This window comes from Mangrovicoccus algicola (genome assembly GCF_014903745.1).
Lineage (GTDB): Bacteria > Pseudomonadota > Alphaproteobacteria > Rhodobacterales > Rhodobacteraceae > Mangrovicoccus > Mangrovicoccus algicola.
Genome location: NZ_JACVXA010000001.1, coordinates 58492 through 85222 on the forward strand (window position 1 = coordinate 58492; position 26731 = coordinate 85222).

25 protein-coding genes and 1 pseudogene are annotated in these 26731 nt (G+C 69.8%); 18 read left to right on the forward strand and 8 right to left on the reverse strand.

What is annotated here, in order from left to right; translation table 11 throughout:
* Window positions 1-44: 44 nt before the first annotated feature.
* The 7 genes from ICN82_RS00280 to cobU all read right to left on the reverse strand — a co-directional run bounded on the left by ICN82_RS00280 (window position 45) and on the right by cobU (window position 3973).
* Window positions 45-548, reverse strand: coding sequence for a hypothetical protein (locus ICN82_RS00280; protein WP_193178819.1), 504 nt, complete (start codon window positions 546-548; stop codon window positions 45-47).
* Entirely contained in the window at window positions 545-895 is a 351-nt protein-coding gene (locus ICN82_RS00285; protein ID WP_193178820.1) for a hypothetical protein, read from the reverse strand. Before ICN82_RS00285 ends, ICN82_RS00280 begins: the two co-directional genes overlap by 4 nt.
* 61 nt (window positions 896-956) lie before the next feature.
* Entirely contained in the window at window positions 957-1400 is a 444-nt protein-coding gene (locus ICN82_RS00290; protein WP_193178821.1) for an OsmC family protein, read from the reverse strand.
* A gap of 87 nt (window positions 1401-1487) precedes the next feature.
* On the reverse strand, window positions 1488-2069 hold the full coding sequence (locus ICN82_RS00295; protein WP_193178822.1) for a YceI family protein: 582 nt from the start codon (window positions 2067-2069) through the stop codon (window positions 1488-1490).
* A 58-nt stretch (window positions 2070-2127) separates the two neighbouring features.
* Window positions 2128-2817, reverse strand: coding sequence for a glutathione S-transferase (locus tag ICN82_RS00300; RefSeq protein WP_193178823.1), 690 nt, complete (start codon window positions 2815-2817; stop codon window positions 2128-2130).
* A gap of 59 nt (window positions 2818-2876) precedes the next feature.
* Complete coding sequence (locus ICN82_RS00305) at window positions 2877-3455, reverse strand: histidine phosphatase family protein (RefSeq protein ID WP_193178824.1); 579 nt, start codon at window positions 3453-3455, stop codon at window positions 2877-2879.
* On the reverse strand, window positions 3452-3973 hold the full coding sequence (gene cobU / locus ICN82_RS00310) for a bifunctional adenosylcobinamide kinase/adenosylcobinamide-phosphate guanylyltransferase (RefSeq protein ID WP_193178825.1): 522 nt from the start codon (window positions 3971-3973) through the stop codon (window positions 3452-3454). The genes ICN82_RS00305 and cobU overlap by 4 nt, the downstream gene beginning before the upstream one ends.
* A gap of 69 nt (window positions 3974-4042) precedes the next feature.
* Between cobU and ICN82_RS00315 the strand changes: the two genes are divergently transcribed.
* From ICN82_RS00315 to ICN82_RS00365, 11 genes are all read left to right on the forward strand, one after another.
* Window positions 4043-4921 carry an RNA polymerase factor sigma-32 gene (locus tag ICN82_RS00315; RefSeq protein WP_193178826.1) on the forward strand — a complete coding sequence of 293 codons (879 nt, stop codon included), beginning with the start codon at window positions 4043-4045 and terminating at the stop codon, window positions 4919-4921.
* Window positions 4922-4935: 14 nt separating this feature from the next.
* Window positions 4936-5733, forward strand: a complete 798-nt coding sequence (locus tag ICN82_RS00320) for a ChaN family lipoprotein (protein ID WP_193178926.1) — start codon at window positions 4936-4938, stop codon at window positions 5731-5733.
* 219 nt (window positions 5734-5952) lie between these two features.
* Window positions 5953-7155 (forward strand): bifunctional phosphopantothenoylcysteine decarboxylase/phosphopantothenate--cysteine ligase CoaBC, encoded by a 1203-nt coding sequence (gene coaBC / locus ICN82_RS00325; RefSeq protein ID WP_193178827.1) that lies wholly within the window; start codon window positions 5953-5955, stop codon window positions 7153-7155.
* 120 nt (window positions 7156-7275) lie between these two features.
* The gene (locus tag ICN82_RS00330) at window positions 7276-7752 is read left to right on the forward strand and encodes a formate dehydrogenase subunit gamma (protein ID WP_193178828.1); all 477 of its coding nucleotides are present in this window, start codon (window positions 7276-7278) and stop codon (window positions 7750-7752) included.
* Window positions 7749-9272, forward strand: coding sequence for a formate dehydrogenase beta subunit (locus tag ICN82_RS00335; RefSeq protein ID WP_193178829.1), 1524 nt, complete (start codon window positions 7749-7751; stop codon window positions 9270-9272). Before ICN82_RS00330 ends, ICN82_RS00335 begins: the two co-directional genes overlap by 4 nt.
* Window positions 9269-12187: a formate dehydrogenase subunit alpha gene (gene fdhF, locus ICN82_RS00340; protein WP_193178830.1), complete on the forward strand. Its 2919-nt coding sequence runs from the start codon at window positions 9269-9271 to the stop codon at window positions 12185-12187. Before ICN82_RS00335 ends, fdhF begins: the two co-directional genes overlap by 4 nt.
* Window positions 12187-12993: a formate dehydrogenase accessory sulfurtransferase FdhD gene (gene fdhD, locus ICN82_RS00345; protein ID WP_193178831.1), complete on the forward strand. Its 807-nt coding sequence runs from the start codon at window positions 12187-12189 to the stop codon at window positions 12991-12993. Before fdhF ends, fdhD begins: the two co-directional genes overlap by 1 nt.
* A 1-nt stretch (window position 12994) precedes the next feature.
* A complete protein-coding gene (locus ICN82_RS00350) occupies window positions 12995-13213 on the forward strand; it encodes a formate dehydrogenase subunit delta (protein WP_193178832.1) in 219 nt (72 codons plus the stop codon).
* Window positions 13214-13374: 161 nt separating this feature from the next.
* Window positions 13375-14490, forward strand: a complete 1116-nt coding sequence (locus ICN82_RS00355) for a HesA/MoeB/ThiF family protein (protein WP_193178833.1) — start codon at window positions 13375-13377, stop codon at window positions 14488-14490.
* A gap of 73 nt (window positions 14491-14563) precedes the next feature.
* Window positions 14564-16594 (forward strand): M3 family metallopeptidase, encoded by a 2031-nt coding sequence (locus ICN82_RS00360; RefSeq protein ID WP_193178834.1) that lies wholly within the window; start codon window positions 14564-14566, stop codon window positions 16592-16594.
* 155 nt (window positions 16595-16749) lie between these two features.
* Entirely contained in the window at window positions 16750-17001 is a 252-nt protein-coding gene (locus ICN82_RS00365) for a GlsB/YeaQ/YmgE family stress response membrane protein (RefSeq protein WP_193178835.1), read from the forward strand.
* A gap of 8 nt (window positions 17002-17009) precedes the next feature.
* Here ICN82_RS00365 and ICN82_RS00370 read toward each other — a convergent pair whose 3' ends face one another.
* On the reverse strand, window positions 17010-17939 hold the full coding sequence (locus ICN82_RS00370) for a LysR substrate-binding domain-containing protein (protein WP_193178836.1): 930 nt from the start codon (window positions 17937-17939) through the stop codon (window positions 17010-17012).
* Between the two features lie 141 nt (window positions 17940-18080).
* On the opposite strand from ICN82_RS00370, the gene ICN82_RS00375 reads away from it, so the two are divergent.
* From ICN82_RS00375 to ICN82_RS00400, 7 genes and pseudogenes are all read left to right on the forward strand, one after another.
* Entirely contained in the window at window positions 18081-19346 is a 1266-nt protein-coding gene (locus tag ICN82_RS00375) for an NAD(P)/FAD-dependent oxidoreductase (RefSeq protein ID WP_193178837.1), read from the forward strand.
* 81 nt (window positions 19347-19427) lie between these two features.
* Window positions 19428-21071 (forward strand): flavin monoamine oxidase family protein, encoded by a 1644-nt coding sequence (locus tag ICN82_RS00380; protein WP_193178838.1) that lies wholly within the window; start codon window positions 19428-19430, stop codon window positions 21069-21071.
* 1020 nt (window positions 21072-22091) lie between these two features.
* Window positions 22092-23060, forward strand: coding sequence for a TRAP transporter substrate-binding protein (locus ICN82_RS00385; RefSeq protein ID WP_193178839.1), 969 nt, complete (start codon window positions 22092-22094; stop codon window positions 23058-23060).
* A gap of 148 nt (window positions 23061-23208) precedes the next feature.
* Window positions 23209-23652 (forward strand): annotated as a pseudogene (locus ICN82_RS21205) (TRAP transporter small permease); the annotation flags it as partial.
* A 138-nt stretch (window positions 23653-23790) separates the two neighbouring features.
* Window positions 23791-25116 (forward strand): TRAP transporter large permease, encoded by a 1326-nt coding sequence (locus ICN82_RS00390; protein WP_226898186.1) that lies wholly within the window; start codon window positions 23791-23793, stop codon window positions 25114-25116.
* Window positions 25113-26060 carry a hypothetical protein gene (locus ICN82_RS00395; protein WP_193178841.1) on the forward strand — a complete coding sequence of 316 codons (948 nt, stop codon included), beginning with the start codon at window positions 25113-25115 and terminating at the stop codon, window positions 26058-26060. Before ICN82_RS00390 ends, ICN82_RS00395 begins: the two co-directional genes overlap by 4 nt.
* Complete coding sequence (locus tag ICN82_RS00400; protein WP_193178842.1) at window positions 26036-26719, forward strand: aspartate/glutamate racemase family protein; 684 nt, start codon at window positions 26036-26038, stop codon at window positions 26717-26719. Before ICN82_RS00395 ends, ICN82_RS00400 begins: the two co-directional genes overlap by 25 nt.
* Window positions 26720-26731: the final 12 nt, after the last annotated feature.

A 26731-nucleotide genomic window follows, 5' to 3' on the forward strand; every position in this document is an offset into this window, starting at 1 on the left:
GGACGGGCCCGCGCCTTCCGGCAATCCTGCGCGAAGCGGCCCGGTCAGGCCGTTTCGGATTTGCGCTTGCGCATCGCGACGGCCGCGCCGCCGACCAGGGCGAGGCCGAGCATGCCCCCGGCTGCGGGTACCGGAACCGGAGCCACATCGAAGGCCAGCGCATAGCTGGTCGACTTGGCCGCGAGGCTCGCATCCAGAATGATGCTGAAGGCCGTGGTCGTCGGAATGTCCGGCGCCGTCACGTTGCCGTAGGCCAGCGCCCCCTTCGTGGTCTGCTCGCCGTAGGCATAGCTTGCCCCGTTGATGGTGATCGCCGTCGCGTCCAGGTCCATGCCCGAATTCGACCCCACCCCCACGATGGCGATGCCCGAGATCTTCACCGGAGAAGAAGCGGTGAAGTTGTAGGTATCCACGTCGGAACCGCCGATCTTCTCGAGCGTCTCGCTCATATAGAACTCGGTCAGGCCATCGAGGCTGATATTGTATGTCGCAGCGGGTGCAGCCATCGGCACTGCGGCGAGGGCAGCGGCAACAAGAAACTTTTTCATTCGCAATCCAAACCATGTTTCTCGGACTGGCCCCAAATTTCCGGACCAACCGCGTTAACCATATGAGGTTTGGTATAGGGCAATGCCGTAACCAATTCGAATGAAAACATGTGAAGAGGAGCGTTTTCTTCGAATTTTTGAATATAAGGTAAACCTGAGAAATCTAGCTTGGTGCTCAAGTACCGCAAAATCGGCCCGGATGCCGTCTTTTTCCGCAGCAGACCCATTTTGGCTGCCGCGTTCTGCGGCCTTTGGTCAAATCCGCGCCGCTTGCCCCTGACGCCGGGGAATCGAATGGCCGCCTGCGGCACCGACCCCGGCCCGGTCGCGAAAAGGGGCGGCCACACCGTGCCGCCCCTTCCCGTCCTGCTGCGCCGGGGCCGCGCCCGGGCATCCCGCGCCTGTGGCTCAGGCCGCCGTCAGCACCGGCTTCAGCGCGGCCTCCATGGTGATCTCTGCCGAAAGGAGCTTGGAAATCGGGCAGTTCTCCTTGGCCGTCGTGGCGGCATCCCGGAACGCCTCCTCGGACGCGCCCTGCACCACCGCCTCGACATCGAGATGAACGGATTTCACGGCGAAGCCGCCGTCTTCCTTGTCCATGTTCACCGTGGCCCGGGTCCGGATCTCCTGCGCCGTGAACCCGGCCTCCCCGAGGATCATCGACAGCGCCATGGAAAAGCAGGAGGCATGGGCCGCGCCGACCAGTTCCTCGGGATTGGTGCCGGCCTGCCCCTCGAAACGGGTGTTGAAGCCGTAGGGCTGCGCCTCGAGCGCGCCGCTTTCGGTGCTGACCGTGCCGGTGCCGGATTTCAGGTCGCCCTTCCAGACGGCGGAACCGTGTTTGCGGATCATGGGGGTCTCCTTTGTTCTGTGCGATGCGTGTCTGCATGCGACATGCGATACCCCCCCAACACGGCGGCCGCGGCAGAGGTTCCGCGCTCACCCGTCCGAAGCGGCCAGGCGCGCGCGGATGTGAAGTACCACGCGATCCGACACGAGGTCGCCATAGCCGTCCGCACCGAAGGCACTGCGCGCGATTGCTCCGGTCAGCAGCACGGTCAGGCGCGACAGGTCGCCGGGCGCGCTTTCCGCGGACCGGTAGATCCGGGCCTGCAGCACCAGCGGCCGCGTGATGCCGCGGATCGTGACCTCGCCCTCGATCCGCCCGCCCTCCTGCAGCGAGCCGCTCACCCGGCGGGAGACGAAGCGGATCTCGGGATGGCGCGCCACATGCAGGACCTTCTCTCCGCGCAGCGCCCCCGTGGCCATCTGCGAGGCGGCCCGGATGCTGGCGGCATCCAGCACCACCTCGGCGCTGGAGCGTTCCACCCGGGACAGGTCGATCCGCATCCGGGCCGCCTTGATCTGCATGATGCCCTCTGTCGGCACGCCGCCGACCATGTAGGTGAACCGCACCTCCGACCCGCTGCGATCCAGTGCATAATCCCGTGGCTCCGCCCGCGCGGCACCGGCAAGGAGGGGAAGCAGGCAGGTCAGGACCAGGAACGCGCGGCGGATCATGACGCAAGGGTAACACGGAAACCGCCCGGCGCCAGCGCCCCCGCGCGCGCCGGGTTCCTCAGATCGCGCGGGGCCAGGGCTGCGCTGCGCCGGCCGTCGCATACTCCGGCAGCCGCGCCAGCGGCCAGTCCGCGCCGATCGCCCGCCACCGGGAAATCGCCAGATCCGCCAGATGCGCATTCACATAGCGCCGCCCCGCCCCCGCGACCGGCAGACCGTATCCCGCGATGCGCATCGCGACGGGCGCGAAGAAGGCATCGGCGATGGAATAGCTTCCGAACAGCCAGGGCCCGTCGTCGCAGGCCTTCTGCCGCGCCAGGGACCAGAGCGCCTCGATCCGGGCCAGATCCGCCAGCACGCCGGGCGGCGGAACGAAATCGCGCCGCTGCCGGGTGAGCACCATGGGACAGTGGCCGCGCAGGGCGGAAAACCCCGAATGCATCGCGGCCGTGATCCAGCGCGCCGTGGCACGGGCGGCAGGGTCGGCGGGCCACATCCCTGCCGCGGGATGCCGCTCGGCCAGGGTCTCGGCTATGGCCAGGCTGTCGCCCACCGCCGTGCCGTCGGGCAGGACCAGAACCGGAACCGTGTCGGCCGGATGCAGCGCCGCCAGATCGGCCGCCTTGCCACCCTCGTAGATATCCACCCGCCGCAGCCGATGCGCCAGCCCGTAGCGGTGAAGCAGCAGCCAGGCGCGCAGCGACCAGCTGGAATAGGACGCGTGTCCGACATGAAGATCATAGCTCATGGCGCCACCCTAGCGGCCCCGCCCCCTCCGGCGGAAACGCCGATTTGTGGGGGGATCCATCACGGGCGGTGATTGGCGGTCTCCTCCCGCCACCCGGCCCCGTCGCGCCGCAGCCGCGTGACCGAGAGGGGCTCGACATGCTGCGCGAGGATCTCGGGCACCGGCACCTGCCGCGCGCGCCTCAGCTGGGTGAGGATCGGGCCGAAATGCGCCACGACGATGACCTGCCCGCCCAGCGCCGCCAGCCGGTCGGCCGCCGCCGAGACCCGTGCCGCCAGCATGTCCCAGCTTTCGCCGCCCGTGGCGCGCGACGGGCCCGGCCGCTGCCAGAAGGCGGCGATGGCCTCCGGGTCCCGCGCCTCGATCTCGGCAAAGCGCGATCCTTCCCAGGCGCCGAAATGGAATTCCCGCAGATCCGGATCGTCTGGCAGCCGCGCCCGCCCCGCCCCCGCCAGCGCATCGGCCGTGGCACGGGCCCGGATCAGGTCGGAGGAGACCAGCCGCGCCTGCGCCGGCAGATGCGCCGAAAGCCGGGCGATCAGGGCCGCGTCGGACAGGTCCGCAGGCAGGTCGGTCCAGCCGGTCATCCCGCGGGCATGGGTCGGACCGTGGCGCACCCAGTGCAGCACGGCCGTCACGGCAGGCGCCCCTTCAGCGCCAGAGGCAGCCCCGCCGCGACCAGCACCGCCAGGCCGGCCTGCGCCGCCAGCCGCTGGTTCAGCCGCCCCTGCGCCTCGCGGAACCGGCGCGCCAGGGCATTCTCGGGCACGACACCCTGGCCCAGCTCGTTGGACACCACGACCACCGGGCCCGGCGCGGTTTCCAGCGCCGCCATCAGCGCGTCTTCCGCCGCCGCCGGATCCGCCCCCGACAGCATCACGTTCGACAGCCACATCGTGGCGCAATCCAGCAGGATCGCCGCCCCCGCCGGGCATCGGTGCAGGGCCTCCGCCACCCCCAGCGGCGCCTCGATCGTGGTCCAGCCCGCACCCCGCTGCTGCCGGTGTGCCGCGATTTTAAGCGACATCTCCTCGTCCCGGATTTCCGCCGTCGCCAGGTAGACCCTGTCCAAACCGCTGTTAACTATCAGACTTTCCGCGAATTTCGATTTCCCCGATGCCGCGCCGCCTAGCACGAGAGTAAGGTTTGGCAACATTTTTTCCTCCGGGGCTGAACTTTTCGCCGGTCTCGCGCGTATCCCCTAGGACAAGAGGAGACCGAGCCCATGGCCCTTGACGCTATCCCCGCCGACCAGAGCTTTTCGCGCCGCGCGATGAAAGCCGAACTACTCGATGCAGAGACGGAATTGAAGCTGGCCTATGCCTGGCGCGACATGCGCGACGAACAGGCGCTGCACCGGCTCATCACCGCGTATATGCGGCTTGCCATCTCCATGGCCTCGAAATTCCGCCGCTACGGCGCGCCGATGAGCGACCTGATCCAGGAGGCCAGCCTGGGTCTGATGAAGGCCGCCGACAAGTTCGATCCCGACCGCGGCGTGCGCTTCTCCACCTACGCGGTGTGGTGGATCAAGGCGTCGATTCAGGATTACGTGATGCGCAACTGGTCGATGGTGCGCACCGGCTCGACCTCCTCGCAGAAATCGCTGTTCTTCAACCTGCGGCGGGTGCAGGCCAGGCTGGAACGCGAGGCGGAGGCGCGCGGCGAGACGCTGGACAGCCACCAGCTGCGCCATATGATCGCCACCGAGGTGGGCGTCCCGCTGCATGACGTCGAAATGATGGAAGGGCGGCTCTCGGGATCGGATTTCTCGCTGAACGCCACCCAGTCCAGCGACGAGGACGGGCGCGAATGGATCGACACGCTGGAGGACGAGACGGGGCAGTCCTCGGCCATGGTGGAACGCGACCGCGACGCGGAGCATCTGCGCGGCTTCCTGGCGGGGGCGATGGACGCGCTCAACGACCGCGAGAAATTCATCATCCACGAACGCAAGCTGCGCGAGGATGTCCGCACGCTGGAGAGCCTGGGTCAGGAACTCGGCCTGTCCAAGGAACGGGTGCGCCAGCTCGAAGCGGCCGCCTTCACCAAGATGCGCCGCTCGCTGGAGGCCCGCAACGTCGCGCTCAGCGATTTCGTCTGACGGCCGCGCTTCTGCTGGCACTCGCCCCGGCTGCACCGGCCGGGGCGGAGGGCCCCCCGCCTGCCGCGCCCGCCGCGGCGCTCGAGGCCGCGCGCGGATCGCAGATCGTGCTGCTGGGGGAAACCCATGACAATCCGCATCATCACGCATTGCAGGCGGCCATCGTCGGCGCGCTTCGCCCCGCCGCGATCGTCTTCGAGATGCTGTCCCCGGCCCAGGCGGCCCGGCTGGAAGGGCTGACCGGGCGCACCGAACCCGCCCTGCGCGAGGCGCTTGGCTGGGATGGATCGGGATGGCCCGATTTCGCGATGTACTACCCGATCTTCGCCGCCGCACCGGGGGCCGCCGTGCTTGGCGCCGGGGTCCCGGCCGAGGCGCTTCGACGGGCGATTGCCGACGGAGCCGCCGCGGCCTTCGGCCCCGCCGCCGGGCGCTACGGCCTCGAGGATGCGCTCCCGCCGCCGGAGCTGGCCGCGCGAACGGACCTGCAGAACGAGGCTCATTGCGGCGCCCTGCCCGCCGAGATACTGCCCGGGATGGTGGAGGCGCAGCGGCTGCGCGACGCCGCCTTCGCCCGCACCGCCCTGGAGGCGCTGGATCGCCACGGCCCGCCGGTGGTGGTGATCGCCGGGCGCGGCCATGTGCGCCGCGACTGGGGCATTCCCGCTGCCCTTGCCGCCGCCGCGCCGCAGATCCCGGTCGCCGCCATCGCGTTGTCCGAAACCGTGCCGGAGGACCCCGGGGGCCGCTTCGATGCCGAGATCGTCACGCCGGCCCCCCCGCGCGAGGATCCCTGCGCCGCCTTCGACTGAACGCTGGTACACATATGATATTCACGTATATCATATCCGGTATGCATATTAAATGGATGACACCGGCGCCCCATCGTGTAGTTTACGCGGAGTAACGAGTACGGAGCGTCTTTTCGGACGCTCCGGGCGGTAACTCCGGCGGGTCCCGGAGCCGCGGCCATTGTTTCCGGCCGCAACCTGACCTTAGATGCCCCCGGAGTTTCCGGGGGCAACACTACCATGCTGGCAGGCAAGCGCATCCTTCTGATCATCGGCGGCGGCATCGCCGCCTACAAGGCGCTGGACCTGATCCGGCTGTGCCGCAAGGCGGGCGCGGCGGTGACGCCGGTGATGACCCCGGCCGCCGCGGAATTCGTCACGCCGCTTTCCGTTGCCGCGCTGGCCGGGGAGAAGGTCCATTCCCACCTGTTCGACCTGACTGCCGAGGCCGAGATGGGCCATATCCAGCTCAGCCGCGTCGCCGACCTGGTGGTGGTCGCCCCCGCCACGGCCAGCCTGATGGCGCGCATGGCCCAGGGTATCTGCGACGATCTGGCGACGACGCTGCTGCTGGCCACGGACACGCCGGTGCTGATCGCGCCGGCGATGAATGTCCGCATGTGGCAGCACCCCGCGACGCAAAGGAACCTGGCGCAGCTGCGCGCCGACGGCATCACCGTGACCGGCCCGGACGAGGGCGACATGGCCTGCGGCGAATACGGTCCCGGACGGCTTGCCGAACCCGCCGCGATCCTGCAGGCCATCGCCGCGCGGCTCGGTCCCCGGCCGCTGGCGGGGCGCAGCGTGCTGGTCACCTCGGGGCCGACGCATGAACCGATCGACCCGGTCCGCTACATCGCCAACCGCTCCTCCGGGGCGCAGGGCACGGCGATTGCCGCCGCGCTGGCGGCGCTGGGGGCGCGGGTCCGCTTCGTCACCGGCCCCGCCGAGGTTGCGCCCCCCGCCGGGGTGGAGGTGATCCGGGTGCAGACCGCGCGCGAGATGCTGGAGGCCGCCCGCGCCGCCCTGCCTGCCGATGCCGCGGTGATGGCCGCCGCCGTGGCCGACTGGCGCGTCGCGAATGCCAGCGGATCGAAGATGAAGAAGGATGGCAGCGGCCGCGCCCCGGCGCTGGACTTCGCCGAGAACCCCGACATCCTGCGCGAGATCTCCGCCCCCGGCCCGGCCCGGCCGGGGCTGGTCATCGGCTTTGCCGCCGAGACGGACGAGGTGGTCGCCCATGCCACGGCCAAGCGGCTGCGCAAGGGCTGCGACTGGATCCTGGCCAATGACGTCTCGCCCGCCACCGGCATCATGGGCGGGACCGAGAATGCCGTGACCCTGATCACCGCCGACGGCGCCGAGACCTGGCCGCGCCTGGCCAAGGACGAGGTCGCCCGCCGCCTGGCGCAGCGCATCGCCGAGGCGATCGCCGCGGGCTGACCTCCCCCCGCGGCCGGACCGGCTGATAGGGAAATCCGATCAATTGACGGAAAGCCGATATTGATCCGGCAAATTCCTTCCCCCCAAGATGGCGGCATCGCGAGCGATTGGGAGGACTGCATGCCACGGGATTTCCCGCAGCCAACGGCAGAAGAGATTGACGCGCTGATCCACGAGTCCCTGCATCTGGAAGGTCCGCTTCTGCCGATCTTCCACGCGCTGCAGGACGTGTTCGGGCATGTGCCCGAGATGGCGATCCAGCCGATCGCCGAGGCCCTGAACATCACCCGCGCCGAGGTGCATGGCGTGATGTCCTTCTACCATGATTTCCGCAAGGCCCCGGCCGGGCGTCACGTGCTGAAGATCTGCCGCGCAGAGGCCTGCCAGTCGATGGGCGCCAATGCGCTGGCCGAGGCGACGCTGGCCAGGCTGGGCCTCGACTGGCACGGCACCACAGCCAATGGCAATGTCACGGTGGAGCCGGTCTATTGCCTCGGGCTCTGCGCCTGCGCGCCCGCCGTGATGATCGGCGACAGGCTGCATGGCCGGGTCGACGGCGACCGGATGGACGCGATCCTGAAGGAGGCGGGCGCATGAGGATCTATGTCCCCCTCGACAGCGCCGCCCGCGCGCTCGGCGCCGATCAGGTCGCCGAGGCCATCGCCGCCGAGGCCGCATCGCGCGGCGTCGCGGCCGAGATCATCCGCAACGGCAGCCGCGGCATGGTCTGGCTGGAACCGCTGGTGGAGGTGGAGACGCCGGAGGGCCGCATGGGCTTCGGCCCGCTCCTGCCCTCCGAGGCGGCGCAGGTCTTCGACCGCGGCGGTCCGAAGGCGCTGGGGCCGGTCGAGGCGCTGCCCTGGATGGCGCGGCAGACCCGCCTGACCTTCGCGCGCTGCGGCATCACCGATCCGCTGAGCCTTGCCGATTACGAGGCGCATGGCGGGCTGGCCGGGCTGCGCCGCGCGCTTGGCATGTCCGGCGAAACAATCGTCGACGAGGTCAAGACCTCCGGCCTGCGCGGCCGCGGCGGCGCGGGCTTCCCCACCGGGATCAAGTGGGACACGGTGCGGCTGGCGAAGGCCGACCGGAAATACATCATCTGCAATGCCGACGAGGGCGATAGCGGCACCTTCGCCGACCGCATGATCATGGAAGGCGACCCCTTCACCCTGATCGAGGGCATGGTGATCGCCGGGCTCGCGACCGGGGCGACCCGCGGCTACATCTATTCGCGCTCGGAATACCCCCAGGCCAACGCGATCATGCGCCGGGCCATCGCGGCGGCGCAGAAGGCGGGGATTCTCGGGCCGCGCGTGCTGGGCACCGGTCCCGCCTTCGACATGGAGCTGCGCATTGGCGCCGGGGCCTATGTCTGCGGCGAGGAGACGTCGCTCCTGAATTCGCTGGAGGGCAAGCGCGGCGTGGTCCGCGCCAAGCCGCCGCTTCCGGCGCTCGAAGGCTTCATGGGCAAGCCCACCGTGGTCAACAACGTGCTGTCGCTGGCAACCGTGCCGGTGATCTTCGAGAAGGGCGCGCAGTTCTACGCCGATTTCGGGCTCGGCCGCTCCAAGGGCACGATGCCGATCCAGATCGCGGGCAATGTCAGGCGCGGCGGCCTGTTCGAGACCGCCTTCGGCATGGAGCTGGGCACGCTGGTCAATGACATCGCCGGCGGCACCGCGTCGGGCCGCCCGGTCAAGGCGGTGCAGGTCGGCGGTCCGCTCGGCGCCTATCTGGCGCCCGCGAAATTCGACACGCCCTTCGGCTACGAGGAATTCGACCGCAAGGAGGCGCTGATCGGCCATGCCGGGATCGTGGTATTCGACGACACGACCGACATGCTGGGCATGGCACGTTTCGCGATGGAGTTCTGCGCCGTGGAAAGCTGCGGGAAATGCACGCCCTGCCGCATCGGCGCCGTGCGCGGCGTCGAGACCATCGACCGGATCGCCCGCGGCGACGCCGCCGCCATCCCGCTCCTGACCGATCTGTGCGAGACCATGAAGGACGGATCGCTCTGCGCGCTCGGGGGCTTCACCCCCTTCCCCGTCATGTCCGCGCTGAAGCAATTCCCCGAAGATTTCGTCCCCGCCGCCAGGGAGGCCGCCGAATGAAGGATTTCATCATCCCGTGGGACACCGATGCCGATCTGGGCACACCCGCCCGCGACGGCAAGCCGGTCACGCTGAGCATCGACGGGGTCGAGGTCACGGTGCCGGAACATACCTCGGTGATGCGCGCCGCGATGCTGGCGGGGCTGAAGATCCCCAAGCTCTGCGCGACCGACAGCGTCGAGGCCTTCGGGTCCTGCCGTCTCTGCGTCGTGGAAATCGAGGGCCGCCGCGGCACGCCCGCCTCCTGCACCACCCCGGTCGCGCCGGGGATGAAGGTCCACACCCAGAGCGCCAAGGTGAAGAAGATCCGCAAGGGGGTGATGGAGCTCTATATCTCCGATCACCCGCTGGACTGCCTCACCTGTTCGGCGAATGGCGATTGCGAATTGCAGGACATGGCCGGCATGGTCGGGCTGCGCGACGTCCGCTATGACAGCGGGGCAAACCATTTCGACCCCACGGGGACCGGCGCGCTGTCGAAGGCCGAGGCCGACCGCCGCGCGGGGCCGGGCAACTTCCGCTACATCGCGAAGGACACATCGAACCCGTATTTCACCTATGACCCGTCCAAATGCATCGTCTGCTCGCGCTGCGTGCGCGCCTGCGAGGAGGTGCAGGGGACATTCGCCCTGACGATCGAGGGGCGCGGCTTCGACAGCCGGGTCTCGGCCGGGGCGGCGACGGACAATTTCCTGTCCTCGGATTGCGTCAGCTGCGGCGCCTGCGTGCAGGCCTGTCCGACCGCGACGCTTCAGGAAAATTCCGTGCGCGACCTGGGCACGCCGGACCGCTCGGTCGTGACGACCTGCGCCTATTGCGGCGTCGGCTGTTCCTTCAAGGCGGAGCTGAACGGCGACGACCTGGTGCGCATGGTGCCGTGGAAACACGGCAAGGCCAATCGCGGCCATAGCTGCGTCAAGGGCCGGTTCGCCTATGGCTACGCCGCGCATGCCGACCGCATCCTCAACCCGATGATCCGCGAGCGCATCGAGGATCCCTGGCGCGAGGTCGGCTGGGACGAGGCGATGCGCTTTGCCGCGGACCGCCTGAAGGGCATCCAGGAACGGCACGGCCGCCGCTCCATCGGCGTCATCACCTCCAGCCGCTGCACCAACGAGGAAACCTATCTGGTGCAGAAACTGGCCCGCGGCGTGTTCCTCAACAACAACACCGATACCTGCGCGCGGGTCTGCCATTCGCCCACCGGCTACGGGCTGGGCCAGACCTTCGGCACCTCGGCGGGCACGCAGGATTTCGACTCGGTCGAGCATACGGACGTGGTCATCGTCATCGGCGCCAACCCCACGGACGGCCACCCGGTCTTTGCCTCGCGGCTGAAGAAACGGCTGCGCCAGGGCGCCCGGCTGATCGTCATCGATCCGCGCCGCATCGACCTGGTGAAATCGGCCCATATCCGCGCCGCGCATCACCTGCCCCTGCGCCCCGGCACCAATGTCGCCGTCGTCACCAGCCTGGCCCATGTCATCGTCACCGAGGGGCTGCAGGACGCGGCCTTCATCCGCGAGCGCTGCGACGCGGAGGAGTTCCGGGATTACGCGGAATTCGTCTCGGACCCGCGCCATTCCCCCGAAGCCACCGAGATGCTGACCGGCGTCCCGGCGGCAGAGCTGCGCGCGGCGGCCCGGCTGTTCGCCACGGGCGGCAATGGCGCGATCTATTACGGGCTGGGCGTGACCGAGCACAGCCAGGGCTCCACCACCGTGATGGGCATCGCCAACCTCGCCATGCTGACCGGCAATATCGGGCGGCCGGGCGTGGGGGTGAACCCGCTGCGGGGCCAGAACAACGTCCAGGGCTCCTGCGACATGGGCAGCTTCCCGCATGAACTGCCGGGCTACCGCCATGTGAAACTGCCCGAGGTCCGCAAGATCTTCGAGGAGGCCTGGGGCGTCACCATCGACCCCGAGCCGGGGCTGCGCATTCCCAACATGCTGGATGCCGCCGTCAACGGCACGTTCCGGGGGCTCTATTGCCAGGGCGAGGACATCCTGCAATCCGACCCGGACACGAAACACGTGGCCGCGGGGCTGGCGGCGATGGACTGCGTCATCGTCCATGACCTGTTCCTGAACGAGACCGCGAATTACGCCCATGTCTTCCTGCCGGGTTCGTCCTTCCTGGAGAAGAACGGCACCTTCACCAACGCGGAACGCCGCATCAACATGGTGCGCAAGGTGATGGCGCCCCGCAACGGCCATGAGGACTGGGAGGTCACCCAGATGCTGGCCCGCGCGATGGGGGCCGACTGGAATTACCGCCATCCCTCCGAGATCATGGCGGAAATCGCGGCGACCACGCCCAGCTTCGCCAATGTCACCTACGAGATGCTGGACGAGAAGGGATCCGTCCAGTGGCCCTGCAACGAGGCCAGCCCCGAGGGCACGCCCCTGATGCATGTGGACGGGTTCGTGCGCGGCAAGGGACGGTTCATCATCACAGAATACGTGGCGACCGAGGAACGCACCGGGCCGCGCTTCCCGCTCCTGCTGACCACGGGGCGGATCCTCAGCCAGTACAATGTCGGGGCCCAGACGCGGCGCACCGGCAATACCGTCTGGCACGGGGAAGACGTGCTGGAAATCCACGCCTCGGATGCGGAAAACCGCGGGGTGAAGGATGGCGACTGGATCAGGCTGGCCTCGCGCTCGGGCGAAACCACGTTGCGCGCGCGGATCAGCGACCGCATGATGCCGGGCGTCGTCTATACCACCTTCCACCATCCCGACACGCAGGCCAACGTGATCACGACCGATTTTTCCGACTGGGCGACGAACTGCCCCGAATACAAGGTGACCGCCGTGCAGGTCCTGCCCTCCAACGGGCCCAGCGACTGGCAGGAGGAATACAGCGCCCAGGCCGCGAAATCGCGGCGCATCCTCCCGGCGGCGGAGTGATGGCCAAACCGGTCCGCAGCCTGCCCGGCTCCGCCCGTCGCGGCGGGACAAGGGCGGATATCTCCCGGTCCCTGCCCGAGGAGACGCCGGTCGCGATCACCTTCGACGGCGCCACCCAGGCGGTGATGATGGCCACCCCCGCCGATATCGAGGATTTCGCCCTGGGTTTCGCGCTCAGCGAAGGCATCCTGGGCGGGCCGCAGGATATCGCCGGGTTCGAGGTGGTGGAGCACGGGGCCGGGATCGAGGCGCGGTTCTGGCTGGCCGCCGACCGCTCCGCCGAGGTAAAGGCCCGGCGCCGCGCGATGCTGGGCCCGGTGGGCTGCGGCCTGTGCGGGATCGACAGCCTGGACCAGGCGCTGCGGCCGCTGCCGGTCCTGCGCGACCCGGCCTGGCAGGTGACGGCGGCCGAGGTGGCGGGCGCGACCGAGGCGCTGCGCCGCCACCAGCCGCTGCATGACCAGACCCGGGCGGTCCATGCCGCCGGGTTCCTGGAACCCGGGCGCGGCATCACCTGCGCGCGCGAGGATGTCGGGCGCCACAACGCGCTGGACAAGCTGATCGGCGCGCTGGTCCGGCAGGGCACCGACCCGGCCGCGGGCGCGGTGGTGCTGACCAGCCGCGTCTCGGTCGAGATGGTGCAGAAGACGGTGATGGCCGGATCGCCGGTGCTGATCGCCGTCTCGGCGCCCACGGCCACCGCGCTCGGCCTGGCGCGCGAGGCCGGGCTGAGCGTCGCCGCCTTTGCCCGCGGCGACGGCTACGACATCTACAGCCACCCCGGACGGATCGCAGGCGAGGACTGACATGACACCGGAAAAGATGGTCATGATGGCCAACCAGATCGCCGCCTTCTTCGCCACGCAGAAGGGAAACGACCAGGCGCAGCGCGTCGCCGACCATATCAGCGATTTCTGGGAACCGCGCATGCGGCTGCAGCTGGCGCGCCATGCCGAGGCCGGGGGGGCCGGGCTGGTGCCGCTGGCCCGCGAGGCGGCCGGGCTGATGCGGATTCCGGCCGGATGAGGGCGCGCTAGCGGGGCCGTGAGGGGGCCGGGCGCAATCACCCATTGAATGCGCCGCCTGCCGGGTCCAGACAGGGAACCGTCCCCGTCCCCGGTCCGGAAAGGCCCGCCCGATGACCCCGACCCGATGCCCCTGAGACGCCCCGCGCCGGAGCTGGCGCCATGATCCCCTTTGCGCTCGGCGCCGCCGCGATCTGGCTGGCCGGACGGGCCGCGGGCCTGCCGGGCAATGCCCGCTGGCTGATGATCGGGCTGCTCTACCTGCTTTGCGTCGCGCTGCTGATCCTGCTGCCGCCGGGGACCGCGCTGCGCCGGATGCTGGGCGGGCCGCCCGAAGCCTGGCTGTTCCTCGGCGCCTGCGCGCTGCTCGTGGCGGGCTATGCGAAAGGGCTGGCCCTGCTGCGCGCGCGCCATCGCCGCGACGCCGGACCGGTCCCCCGGCCGCAATCCGCCCCCATTCCCGCCCCCGCCCCGCAATCCGCCCCGGAACCGGAACCGGACAGCTTCGACCCCGAGGCGCCGATGTCGGATGCGGAACTGGACCGCTACATGCGCCATATCCTGCTGCGCGAGATCGGCGGGCCGGGGCAGACCGCCTTCCGCCGGGCCAGGGTGCTGGTGATCGGCGCGGGCGGGCTGGGGGCGCCGGCGCTGCAGTATCTCGCCGCCGCGGGCATCGGCACGATCGGGGTGATCGATGATGACGTGGTCGATGTCTCGAACCTGCACCGCCAGATCATCCATGCGACCGACCGCACCGGCATGCCCAAGGTCTTCTCGGCGCAGGCCGCGCTGCGCGCGCTCAACCCGCATATCCGCATCCGCCCCTATCACCGCCGTCTGGACACGCAGACCGCGCGGGAAGTTTTCGCGCAATACGACCTGGTGCTGGACGGGACCGACAATTTCGCCACGCGCTACCTGGTCAACCGGACCTGCACCGAACTGGCCGTGCCGCTGATCTCGGGCGCCATTACCCAGTGGGAAGGCCAGCTGAGCCTGTTCGACCCCGCCCGCGGCGGCCCCTGCTATGAATGCGTCTTCCCCGAGGCCCCCGCGCCGGGACTGGTGCCGTCCTGTGCCGAGGCCGGGGTGATCGGCCCCCTGCCCGGCGTGATCGGCACGATGATGGCGGTGGAGGCGCTGAAACACGTCGCCGGGGCGGGCCGGACCCTGCGCGGCGAGATGATCCTCTATGACGGGCTCTGGGGCGAGACCCGCACGCTGCGCCTGTCCCCCCGGCCCGACTGCCCCTGCTGCGACGGCCGGGGCGCATGAGACCGGAAATTTTCCGCCCCCCCTCGCCACCGGCGCGCGGCGGGCATAGCCTTGCCGCGAAAGGAGCCCTCCCATGACCAATGCGCTGACCGAGGACTGGACCACCGAATTCGGGCTGCCGCCCTTCGCGCGGATCACGGATGACCAGTTCCGCCCCGCCTTCGACGCGGCGCTGGCACAGTCGCGTGCGGCCATCGCCCGGATCGCGGAGAACCCCGAACCGGCCAGCTTCGCCAACACGATCGAGGCGCTGGAGCGGGCCGACCGGCTGCTGAACCGGGTGCTGGGCGTGTTCTTCAACCTCTCGGGCGCCGACAGCAACCCCGCGCGCGAGGCGCTGATGCGCGACTTCTCCCCCGAACTGGCGGCCTATTCGTCGGAAGTGTCGATGAATGCCGCGCTGTTCGCCCGGGTCGATGCGCTGTGGCAGACGCGCGGCACGCTGGATCTGGATGCCGAACAGGCGCGGCTGCTGATGCTGACGCGGCGCAGCTTCGTGCGCTCCGGCGCGCTTCTGGAAGGCGCCGACCGCGAGCGGCTGGCGGCGATCACCGCGCGGCTGGCGGTACTGGGCACGCAATTCACCCAGAACCTCCTGGCGGACGAACGCGACTGGTTCATGCCCCTGGCCGAGGCCGATCTGGAGGGGCTGCCCGATTTCGTGCAGGCCGCGGCCCGCGCGGCCGGAGAGGAAAAGGGCCGGGACGGGCCGGTCATCACGCTGTCGCGCTCGCTGATCACGCCCTTCCTGCAATTCAGCCCGCGCCGCGACCTGCGCGAAACCGCCTTCCGCGCCTGGGCCGGCCGCGGCGAGACCGGGGGGGACACCGACAACCGCGCCATTGCCGCCGAGATCCTGGCGCTGCGCGAGGAACGGGCCCGCCTGCTGGGCCATGACAGCTTTGCCGCCTTCAAGCTGGAGACCCAGATGGCCGGCACGCCGGAGGCGGTCCGCGACCTGCTGATGCAGGTCTGGGCCCCGGCCCGGGCCCAGGCCGAGGCCGATGCCGAGGTCCTGGCGCGGATGATGCGGGAGGACGGGGTGAATGGCGCGCTGGAACCCTGGGACTGGCGCTACTATGCCGAGAAGCGCCGCGCCGCCGAACATGACCTCGACGAGGCCGCGCTGAAACCCTACCTGCAGCTCGACCGGATGATCGAGGCCGCCTTTGCCTGTGCCGGCCGGCTGTTCGGGCTGGCGTTCCGCAGGCTGGACGTCCCGCTCTACCACCCCGATTGCCGCGCCTGGGAGGTGACCCGCGACGGACGCCACATGGGGGTGTTCATCGGCGACTACTTCGCCCGCGGCTCGAAACGCTCCGGCGCCTGGTGTTCGACCATCCGCGACCAGCAGAAGCTGGAGGCCGAGATCCGCCCCATCGTCGTCAATGTCTGCAACTTCGCCAAGCCGCAGGCCGGGCGCCCCGCGCTGCTGAGCTATGACGATGCGCGCACGCTGTTCCACGAATTCGGCCACGCGCTGCACCAGATCCTGTCGGACGTGACCTATCCCTCGGTCTCGGGAACCTCGGTGGCGCGCGATTTCGTGGAACTGCCCAGCCAGCTTTACGAACACTGGCTGGAAGTCCCCGAGGTGCTAACCGAATTCGCCACCCATGCCGAAACCGGCATGCCGATGCCGGCCGAGATGCTCGACCGGCTGCTGGCGGCGAAGAATTTCGACCAGGGCTTTGCCACCGTGGAATACCTCGCCTCGGCGCTCGTGGACCTGGAGTTCCATTCCGGCCCGGCCCCCGCCGACATCATGGCCCGGCAGAGGGAGATCCTCGACGGGCTGGGCCTGCCGCGGGCGATCACCATGCGTCACGCGACGCCGCATTTCGCCCATGTCTTCTCGGGCGACGGCTATTCCGCGGGCTATTACAGCTACATGTGGTCCGAGGTCATGGATGCCGATGCCTTCGACGCCTTCCTGGAAACCGGCAATGCCTTCGATCCGGAGCGGGCCCGCAGCCTGGAACGCCATATCCTCTCCGTCGGCGGAACGGCGGAGGCGGCCGATCTCTACGCCGCCTTCCGCGGCCGGATGCCCGGCCCCGAGCCGCTGCTGCGCGGGCGCGGGCTGATGGCGGAACCCGCCTGAGCGCGCCGGGGGACACGGGGGCGGCATCGCCCCCGGCCAGGCCGGGACCGACAAAATTTCGGTTCCGGCGTCATCGGCCGGGAACGCAGGACGGGGGAACGCGTTAACCCTGCGCAACCTGCCATGCGCAGGACAAACTCACCGGAGGTATCCCCATGGCCGGAATCGGCTGGCTTCTCGCTATCATCATCGGCGCCATCGCAGGCTGGATCGCCGAACAGATCATGGACGCATCCCACGGGCTGCTGACCAACATCATTCTCGGCATTCTCGGCGCGGTGATCCTGAACGCGATCTTGGGCATGATCGTCGGCTGGCAGGCCTATGGCATCATCGCCAACCTGATCGTCGGGGTGATCGGCGCCTGCATCCTGATCGCCGGCGCGCGCTTCCTGCGCCGCGCCTGACCCGCGATTCAGTCCGCAGGGGCGTGGTTGCGGCGGAAACGCCGAGCTTCCTCGCGGATCCAGCGGGCAAATCGATGAGGCGCGGGCGCATCTGCCCGCGCCTCCGGCTGTACCAGCCAATAGCTTTCGCCGGTCGGCACCGGTTCGCCCAGCGGCGTCACCAGTTCGCCGCGGGCCAGCTCCCCCTCCACCAGGGGCAGGGGCACCACCGCGACGCCGAGCCCGCCCCGCGCGGCGGCGATCAGCATTTCGCTCTGGGCAAAGCGCGGCCCGCGGATCGCGCCGCGATGGCGCCGCCCCGCCCCGCGCAGCCAGGCCAGCCACAGATCCGGGCGGCTGGCATTCTGCAGGCTCGGCAGCGCCTCGAAATCCAGGACACCCGCGCCCTGCGGCGGGATCACGCCGGCGGCGGCCACCGCGACCAGCCATTCCGGAAACAGCGCCTGCGACCGGCACCCGGCCCAGGACCCCCGGCCGCGCAGCACGGCTGCATCGATCCGTCCCGCGGACAGATCCGGTTCCGAAGTGATCGCGGCCAGTTCGATCAGCACCCCCGGATTTCCGGACAGGAACCCGCCCAGCCGCGGTGTCAGCCAGCGGGCGCCCAGCGTGGGATGGATGCCGATGGTCAGCGCCTCCTGCAGGCTCCGCCCGCGCACGCAGCTGACCGAGGCCTGTTCGATGCGGTCCAGCGCGGCGGTGATCTCGGGCAGATAGCCGCGCGCCGCGTCGGTCAGGACCAGCCGCGACCCGACCCTCTCGAACAGCTTCACCCCCAGAAGGCCCTCCAGGTTGGCGATCTGGCGGCTGACCCCGCTCTGGGTGATCGACAGATCCTCCGCCGCCTTGGTGAAGCTCATGTAGCGGGCGGCGGATTCGAAGGCCTGAAGGGCGGTATGGGAGGGCAGGAATCGGCGCATCGTCTTGGTCCCCGGCATGAGCGGATGTCATTCTGCGCTGAGATTTTCTCCAGTTCGCGGCAAAAGGCAATTCTGGCAGACTCCTTGCAGGACGGGACCGTCCCGGCCCCCGCCGCCCGAATGGCCATGCGCGGGCGTCATCGCATCGGAGAGGCGGCAATGACAGGACAGCATGTCGCGGTGATCGGCGGCGGCATCGTCGGCACCGCCACGGCGGAGGCGCTGCTGCGCGACGGGCACCGCGTGACGCTGGTGGAGCCGGGTCCGTTCGGCGGGGAACAGGCGGCCAGCTTCGGCAATGGCGCCTTCATCAGCCCGGCCTCGATCCTGCCGATGTCGATGCCGGGGCTCTGGCGCCGGGTGCCGGGATTCCTCGCCGACCCCTCCGGGCCGCTGACCGTGCGCGCGCGGCACCTGCCGCGGCTGGCGCCCTGGCTGCTGCGGTTTCTCGCCGCCGGGGCCACGCAGGCCCGCGTCACCCGCACCGCCGCCGCGCTGGCCGCGCTGCTCGGGGACGCGCCGGGACGGCATGTGGCGCTGGCCGCGCGGATCGGCCGGGCAGAGCTGGTGCGCCATGCCGGGCTGCTTTATCTCTACCCCTCCCGCGCCGACTGGCTGGCCGAGGGCTTCGGCTGGGAGCTGCGGCGCCGGCACGGGCTGGAGACCCGCGAGATCGCGGGCGATGCGCTGGCGCAGGCGGTGCCGGGGCTGGCGCCGCGCTACGGGTTCGGCGTGATCCTGCCCGGCGGCCATCACAGCACCGATCCCGGCGCCTATGTCGCCGCCATCGCCGCCGCCTGCCGCGCGCAGGGCATGATCCACATGACGGCAAGGGCCACGGGATTCGTCACCGAGGCCGGGCGGCTGGCGGCGATCCGCACCAGCGCGGGCGATCTGGCCTGCGACCGCGCGGTGATCGCCGCGGGGATCGGGGCGGCGGCGCTGGCGCGGCAGGCCGGGGACCGGGTGCCGCTGGAGGCCGAGCGCGGCTATCACGTGGCCTTCCCCGGGGCGCTGCCCGATCTGCCGATGCCCCTGATGCCGCAGGATCTGAAGGTCGCGGTGGTGCGCACTGCCGGGGCGCTGCGCGTCGCGGGACAGGTGGAATTCGCCACCGCCCGCGCCGCGCCCGACTGGCGCCGCGCCGAGATCCTGCGCCGCGCGGCGCTCTCGATGTTTCCCGCGCTCGCCGGGGATCCGGGCGGTGCGGCGATGACCCGCTGGCAGGGCAACCGCCCCTCCACCCCCGACGGGCTGCCGGTGATCGGCGCGGCAAGCCGCATCGAGGGCGTGCATCACGCTTTCGGCCACGGCCATGTCGGGCTGAATGCCGCGCCGATGACGGCCGAGCTGACCGCGGCGGGCATTGCCGGGCGCGCACCGCCGGTCGATCCCGCGCCCTTCCGCCCCGGCCGCTTCGCCTGAGCCCTGCGGCAGGCGGCGGGCTGGACGCCGCCGCCCCGCCCCGCCGATACTTGCCCCGTCCCGCAGACAGCAGGAGTCCCGATGTCCCGCCTGACCGCCTTCGGCCCCGATTTCCCCTTCGACCATACCGCCTGGGTCACGCATCCCGCGGGCACCGGCACCATCCCGCGCGACATGCTGGGCACCGAGGTGGCGGTGATCGGCGCGGGGGCGGCGGGGATCATCGCGGGGATCGAGCTGATGCGGCTGGGCCTGCGCCCGGTGATCCACGAATCCGCCGAATTCGGCGGGCGGCTGCGCAGCCGGGTCTTCGAGGGCACGGACGGGATCGTCGCCGAACTGGGCGGGATGCGCTTCCCGGTCTCCTCCAGCGGGTTCTACCACTATCTCGACCTCGCGGGCTGCCGCACGCGGCCCTTCCCCAACCCGCTGAGCGCCGCCGCCGGCTCGACCGTCATCGACCTGGAGGGCGAGACCCATTTCGCCCGGAGCCTCGCCGACCTCCCGCCGCTTTATGCCGAGATCGCCCGTGCCTATGACGCGGCGCTGGCCGGGCAGGCGCATTTCCCGGAATTGCAGGCGGCGATCCGCGCCAGGGACCGGGCGCGGATCAAGGACCTGTGGGACCCGCTGGTATCGGCCTGGGACGAGCGCACCTTCTATGATTTCGTCGCCCATTCCGAGGCCTTCCAGAGGCTGGGTTTCCGCCATCGCGAGGTGTTCGGGCAGGTGGGCTTCGGCACCGGCGGCTGGGACAGCGACTTCCCCAACTCGATGCTGGAGATCCTGCGGGTCAACCTCCTTGGCCTCGACGACGACCAGCGCTTCGTCGAGGGCGGGGTGCAGCAGATGCTGCGGCGGCTGTGGCAGGCGCCGATCCCCTCTGCCCACTGGCCCGAGGGCACGAGCCTGGCCTCGCTCAATGGCGGGGCCACCCGCAGCCGGGTGACGCGGCTGGCACGGGCCGGCGAGGCGATCCGGCTGACCGATCAATGGGGCAACGAGACCGACTATGCCGCGGTGCTGGCCACCTGCCAGACGCATCTGCTGACCACCGCGATCGAGGTCGAGGAGGCGCTGTTCGGGCAGAAGCTGTGGATGGCGCTGGACCGCACGCGCTACATGCAGGCGGCCAAGACCTTCGTGCTGGTCGACCGCCCCTTCTGGAAGGATATCGACCCGGCGACCGGGCGGCCGGTGATGTCGATGACCCTGACCGACCGGCTGACCCGCGGCACCTATTTCTTCGATAACGGTCCCGGCCGGCCGGCGGTGATCTGCCTGAGCTATTCGTGGATGACGGACGCGCTGAAGGTGCTGCCGCTGTCGGATGAACGGCGGGTCGAACTGGCGCTGCAGGCGCTGTCAAAGATCTATCCCGGCGTCGATATCGCCTCGCATATCCGCGGCCGCCCGGTCTGCGTCAGCTGGGAGGCGGACGAGAATTTCCTGGGCGCCTTCAAGGGCGCGCTGCCGGGGCATTACCGCTACAACCACCGCATCTACGGCCATTTCATGCAAGCCGGGCTGCCCGCGGCGGAACGCGGGCTGTTCCTGGCCGGGGACGGCGTCAGCTGGACCCCCGCCTGGGTGGAAGGCGCGGTGCAGACCGCGCTGAACGCCGTCTGGGGGATCATGACGCATCTGGGCGGAGCCGCCCCGGCCGCCAATCCGGGGCCGGGCGATCTCTATCCCGAATGGGGACCGCTGCGGCTGCCGGATTAGGCGCGCCCGCTGTCGAAGGCCGCGCGAAGGCGGGACGAGGATACGGGTCCCCAGGTTGCGACAGCGTGCCGTCGCAAGCAATCCCGACCCAACCGCCGAGCATGTCCGACCCAGACCGGAGCTTGGACGCGGGACAGGCGAAGGTCCGCTATGCGGACAAGGCACCAATTCGCTGTCTGCGCACGCACATCCGCTTTTGATTGTGGTGCGAGACATATACTCGTCGAGCATGCAGGGCTAGGGTCATGCGATGGAACTATGGCAACCACTCTCCATCGCGTTCTTCTACCTTGCAGCAGGCAATACAGTGATCGCGCGTGTTGCTGGCACCCGTACGCAAGGTGACGCCGATCGATTGTATGGCGTAGTTCTTTCGCTAGCGCTCTACAGCATAGCATTACTCGGTTTGTGGTTGTCGTCGAGAGCCCGCTATATCGTTTTATTCTGCCTTCCGGTTTTTCCCTTCATTTTTTGGCAGGTTTGGTTTTCTTTACACCTGACTTTTGAAATTCTTGCACGGGGTCACTCCGCATGTACCGTGCTGGAGGGACCCTTGCCTGCTTATCCCAACAGTGGCTCTGAGCTCTTCTTTGCTCTGTCATGGCCACTTATGTCATTCAGTGTCTTGTTGGGAGTGCTAGCAATTCTACGCGGCAAATACATCGAAGCTCGGGCTCTTTGAGCTGTCAGGAAAGCAGCCACTCGTGCGTTCCGCAGCATCCGGCAACATCGGGCTCCCTGCCGACCTCCGCCGCACCGGGCGCGAATGACGGCCTCCCGGTAGAAGCGATCTGGGTCAGCGGCCTGACAGGAACGTCGCTTTAGCCTGACACCCCATGCCCGCCTTCCCATGCGGCAAAGCGGCACCGCCATGACAATTGATCATGGCGAACCCATCATTGGGCCGTTCCCAAACCCGGCCGCATCTGCCAGTTTCGCCGCACCGCCGCCGCCGGGCCAGGGCCCGGGCCCGGGCCCGCGGCGAGAATGGCAAAAGCAGATGCGACAGAGAGGGAAAAGATGAAGCTCCACGCAACCGCGATCCTCGCCGCCACCGCCCTGACCGCAACGGGCGCCGCGGCCGAGACCTGGGACATGCCGGTCGCCTACCCGGCCTCCAACTACCATACCGAGAATGCGCAGGCCTTTGCCGATGCGGTCAAGGACTGCACAGGCGGCGAGCTGGAGATCGTGATCCATGCCGGCGGCTCGCTGTTCAAGGGCGACGAGATCAAGCGCGCCGTCCAGCTGGGCGAGGCGCAGATCGGCGAGCGGCTGCTGTCGGCCCATGCCAACGAGAACCCGGTCTTCGCCTATGATTCCATTCCCTTCCTCGCCACCTCCTTCGAGGCCTCCGAGGCGCTGCGCGTCGCCGCCGCGCCCACGCTGTCGAAGGTGCTGGCCGAACAGAACCTGACGCTCCTGTATTCCGTGCCATGGCCGCCGCAGGGGCTGTATTTCTCCAAGCCCGTCGCCAGCCCCGCCGACATGGAGGGCGTGAAGTTCCGCGCCTACAACTCCATCACCGCGCGGGTCGCCGAACTGGCGGGCATGGTGCCCACCCAGATCGAGGCGGCGGACCTGAAACAGGCGCTGGCCACCGGGCTGGTCTCCTCGATGATCTCCTCGGGCTCCACCGGCGTGGATGAAAGCGTCTGGGAGGACATGACCAATTTCTACGACGTGAAGGCCTGGCTGCCGCGCAACACCGTCTTCGTCAATACCGAGGCATTCGAGGCGCTGGAGGGCTCCGCCCAGGCCTGCGTCACCGAGGAGGCGGCCAAGGCCGAGGCCCGCGGCGCCCAGAAGGCCGCCGAGCTGTCCGGCGGCTTCGTCGCCACCCTGGCGGAACATGGCATGGACGTGAATCCCCCGGCCGAACCGGTCATGGGCAAGCTGGGCGAGATCGGCGAGACCATGACCGCCGAATGGCAGGAAAGCACCGGCGAGGACGGCACGGCCATCATCGAGGCCTACAAGGCGCAGTAACCGCCGGGACACCGGCCGCAGGGCGCGTCCCGGCCCCGGCCGGGGCGCGCATCCGCGTCCGTCCCTGCACGGCCTCCTGCCCGCCGCGGGCAGGGCCGCAACCAAGACAGGCCCGGCAAGGGCCGCGAAAGTGAAGGTGGGTCTCTCCATGCGTCGCCTCCTCGACGGGCTCTATGCCCTTTCCGGCATCGGCGCCGCCCTGGCGCTTCTGGCGATCCTGGGCCTGGTGGTCGCGCAGATGGTCACCCGCTGGCTGGGCGTGCTGCTGCCCGGCGGCGCCAATTACGCGGGCTACGCGATGGCGACCGCCTCCTTCCTGGCGCTGGCCGACACGTTCCGGCGCAACGAGCATATCCGCGTCGGCATGCTGGTCGAACGCGCCGGGCCCCTGCGCCGCGCGCTGGAGATCTGGTGCTATACCGTCGCCGCCGCCGTGGCGGTGTTCTTCGCCTGGTACGCGGTGAAGGCGCCGCTGCTCAGCCACCGGATCAACGATGTCAGCCAGGGCCAGGACGGCACGCCGCTGTGGATCCCGCAGCTGGCCATGGCGGCGGGCGCGGTCCTTCTGGCCATCGCCGTGATCGACGCGCTGGTCGCGCTTCTCGCCGGGCCGGGCTGGGGCGTGGATGCCCCGCGCCGCCCGGTGACGCGCGATCTGCTGGCAGGGCGCCCCGCGCGCATCGCCATGGTCGCGGGATCGGCGCTGGCGCTCTATGCCGCGATCCACCTGATGACCGGCTTCGACCGCGACGCGACGGGGCTGAAGATCGGCGTCTTCCTCTTCGTGATGTTCTTCCTGCTGGGATCGGGGCTGTGGGTCGGGCTGGCGCTGATGGGCGTGGCCTATATGGGGATGATCGGCTTCACCCCGCGCAATCCCGGCAGTTCCATGTCGATCACCGTCTGGACCTCGGCCTCGAGCTGGACGCTGACCTCGCTGCCGCTGTTCATCTGGATGGGCGAGATCCTGTACCGCACCCGCCTGTCGGAGGACATGTTCAAGGGGCTGGCCCCCTGGCTGGCGCGGTTTCCCGGCGGGCTCCTGCATTCCAACGTGGTGGGCTGCACCGTCTTCGCCGCCGTCTCGGGATCCTCGGCCGCGACGCTGACCACGGTGGGCAAGATGTCGATCCCGGAACTGCGGCGCCGCGGCTATCCGGAATTCATGATCGTGGGCACGCTGGCGGGCGCCGCGACGCTGGGGCTGATGATCCCGCCCTCGCTGACGCTGATCGTCTACGGGGTGACGGTCAAGGAATCCATCACCGGCCTGTTCATGGCAGGCGTGCTGCCGGGCCTGGTGCTGGCGGGGATGTTCATGGCCTATATCGCCGCCTGGTCGGTGATCCGCCGCGACCAGGCCCCCGAGCCCGAGCCGCGGATGGGCCTGCGCGAGAAGCTGCGCGCCTCCACCCTGCTGATCCCGGTCGTGGTGCTGATCCTGGTGGTGATCGGCTCGATGTATGCGGGCATCGCCACCGCGACCGAGGCCGCCGCCTTCGGCGTGATCGGCGCGCTGGTGCTGGCCGCGCTGCAGGGCTCGCTGAGCCGCGCCGCCTTCGTCGAAAGCCTGATGGGCGCCACGCGCACCTCCGCGATGATCGCGCTGATCCTGATGGGGGCGTCCTTCCTGACGCTGGCCATGGGCTTCACCGGGCTGCCGCGCAGCCTGGCGGCGATGATCGCGGCGATGGAGCTGTCGCCGGTGGCGCTGATCGCCGCGCTGACGGTGTTCTACATCATCATCGGCATGTTCCTCGACGGCATCTCGGCCGTCGTGCTGACCATGGCGATCATCGAGCCGATGATCCGCGCCGCCGGGATCGACCTGCTGTGGTTCGGCATCTTCATCGTCGTGGTCGTCGAGATGGCGCAGATCACGCCGCCGGTGGGGTTCAACCTCTTCGTGCTGCAGGGCATGACCCGCCATGACATCACTTATATCGCCAGGACCGCGGCGCCGATGTTCCTGATCATGGTGGCGATGGTCGGCATCCTCGTGGCCTTCCCCGGCCTCGCCACATGGCTGCCCGAGACGGTGCAGGCCGCGCCATGAGTCCCGTCGCCCTGGCGGGGCGGCATGCCGCGCTGCTGCTGCCGGCGGGATTCGCGATCGTGCCCTTCCTGCCGGTCGAGGCCGGGCTGCTGCGCCCTGCCCTGCCGGTGCTGGTGGCGCTGGCCACCGCGCTGGCCGTGGCACGCCAGCCCCTGGATCCGGCGACGCTGCTGCGGCTGCTGGCGCCTGCCGCGGCGGCGCGGCTGGCGCTGTGGCTCGCCGCCTGCCAGGTGCTGCTGGCCGGGGCGGCGGTCGCGGCGGGGCGCGCCGCCGGGCTCGACCCGCAGATCCTCATGCTGGTCGCGGTCTTCTGCGCCGCGCCGCCGCTGAGTTCCTCGCCCAACCTGTGCCTGATGCTGGGTTACGACCTGACGCTGGCGCTGCGGCTGAGCCTTCTGGGCACGCTTCTCGCCCCGCTCCTGCTGCCCGCCGCGCTGGCCGCCACGGGGCTGCCCTTCGAGATGCCCGCGGCCGGGCTGGCGCTGCGGGTGCTGGCGATCCTCGCCGCCGGGATCGCGGGCGGGCTGGCGCTGCAGCGCCTCCTGGGCCGCGCCCGGATCGAGGGGCAGGCCGACCTGTTCAACGGGCTCGCCGCGATCCTGATGATCATCTTCCTCTTCCCGCTGATGGGCGGCATGCGCGCCGCCGTCGCCGCCGATCCCGGGCGCGCCGTCCAGCTGGCGGGGCTGGCGCTGCTGGTGAACCTCGGCGGGCATCTGGCGGTGCGGGTGCTGGCGCGGCCCGTCCTGCCCGCCGCCTCGGCCCGCGCCGCCGGGCTGGTCTTCGGCAACCGCAACACGGTGCTGGTGCTGGCCTCGCTGCCGGCCGATCCGCTCCTGAGCCTCTTCGTGGCGCTGATGCAGCTGCCCATCTATGCCACGCCCTTCCTCTTTTCCCGCCTCGACCGCCGGACCGCGCCATGCCCCCGTTCATCGGAATCCTGAGCCTCGACACCCGGTTCCCGCGCATCCCCGGCGATGCCGGGCACCCGGACAGCTATCACCTGCCCGCGCGGCTGCGCGTCGTGCCGGGGGCGGGCAGCCCCGAGATCGTGCGCGACGGCCGCCCCGCCCCGGAACTGGTCGCGGCCTTCCGCACGGCCGCGCAGGCGCTGGCGGCCGACGGCGCCTGCCTGATCACCTCCACCTGCGGGTTTCTCGTCACGGTGCAGGAGGAGATCGCGCGCGCCGTGCCCGTGCCGGTGCTGCTGTCGGGGCTGAGCCTGCTGCCGGTGGTGGCCCGGATGACCGGCGCCCGGCCGGTCGGCATCCTGACCGCCTCGGCACCTGCGCTGGGGCCTGCGGCAATCGCCGCGGCAGGCGGGCGGATGGAGGATGTGCGCATCGCCGGGCTGGAGCAGGACCCGGTCTTTGCCGCCACTTTCCTTGCCCCTAAGGAACGGCAGGCAGAACAGCTGGATCCGGCGCGGATGGCCGCGGCGGCGGCGGGCGCGGCGCGGGACCTGGTCGCGCGCGCCGCCGAATGCGGGGCGATCCTGATCGAATGCGGGAACCTTCCGCCCTATGCCGGGGCCATTGCCGCCGCAGCCGGGCGGCCGGTCTTTTCCATCCTGGACGGCGCGCGCCTGGTCGCGCCGGCCTGATCCCGTCGCGGA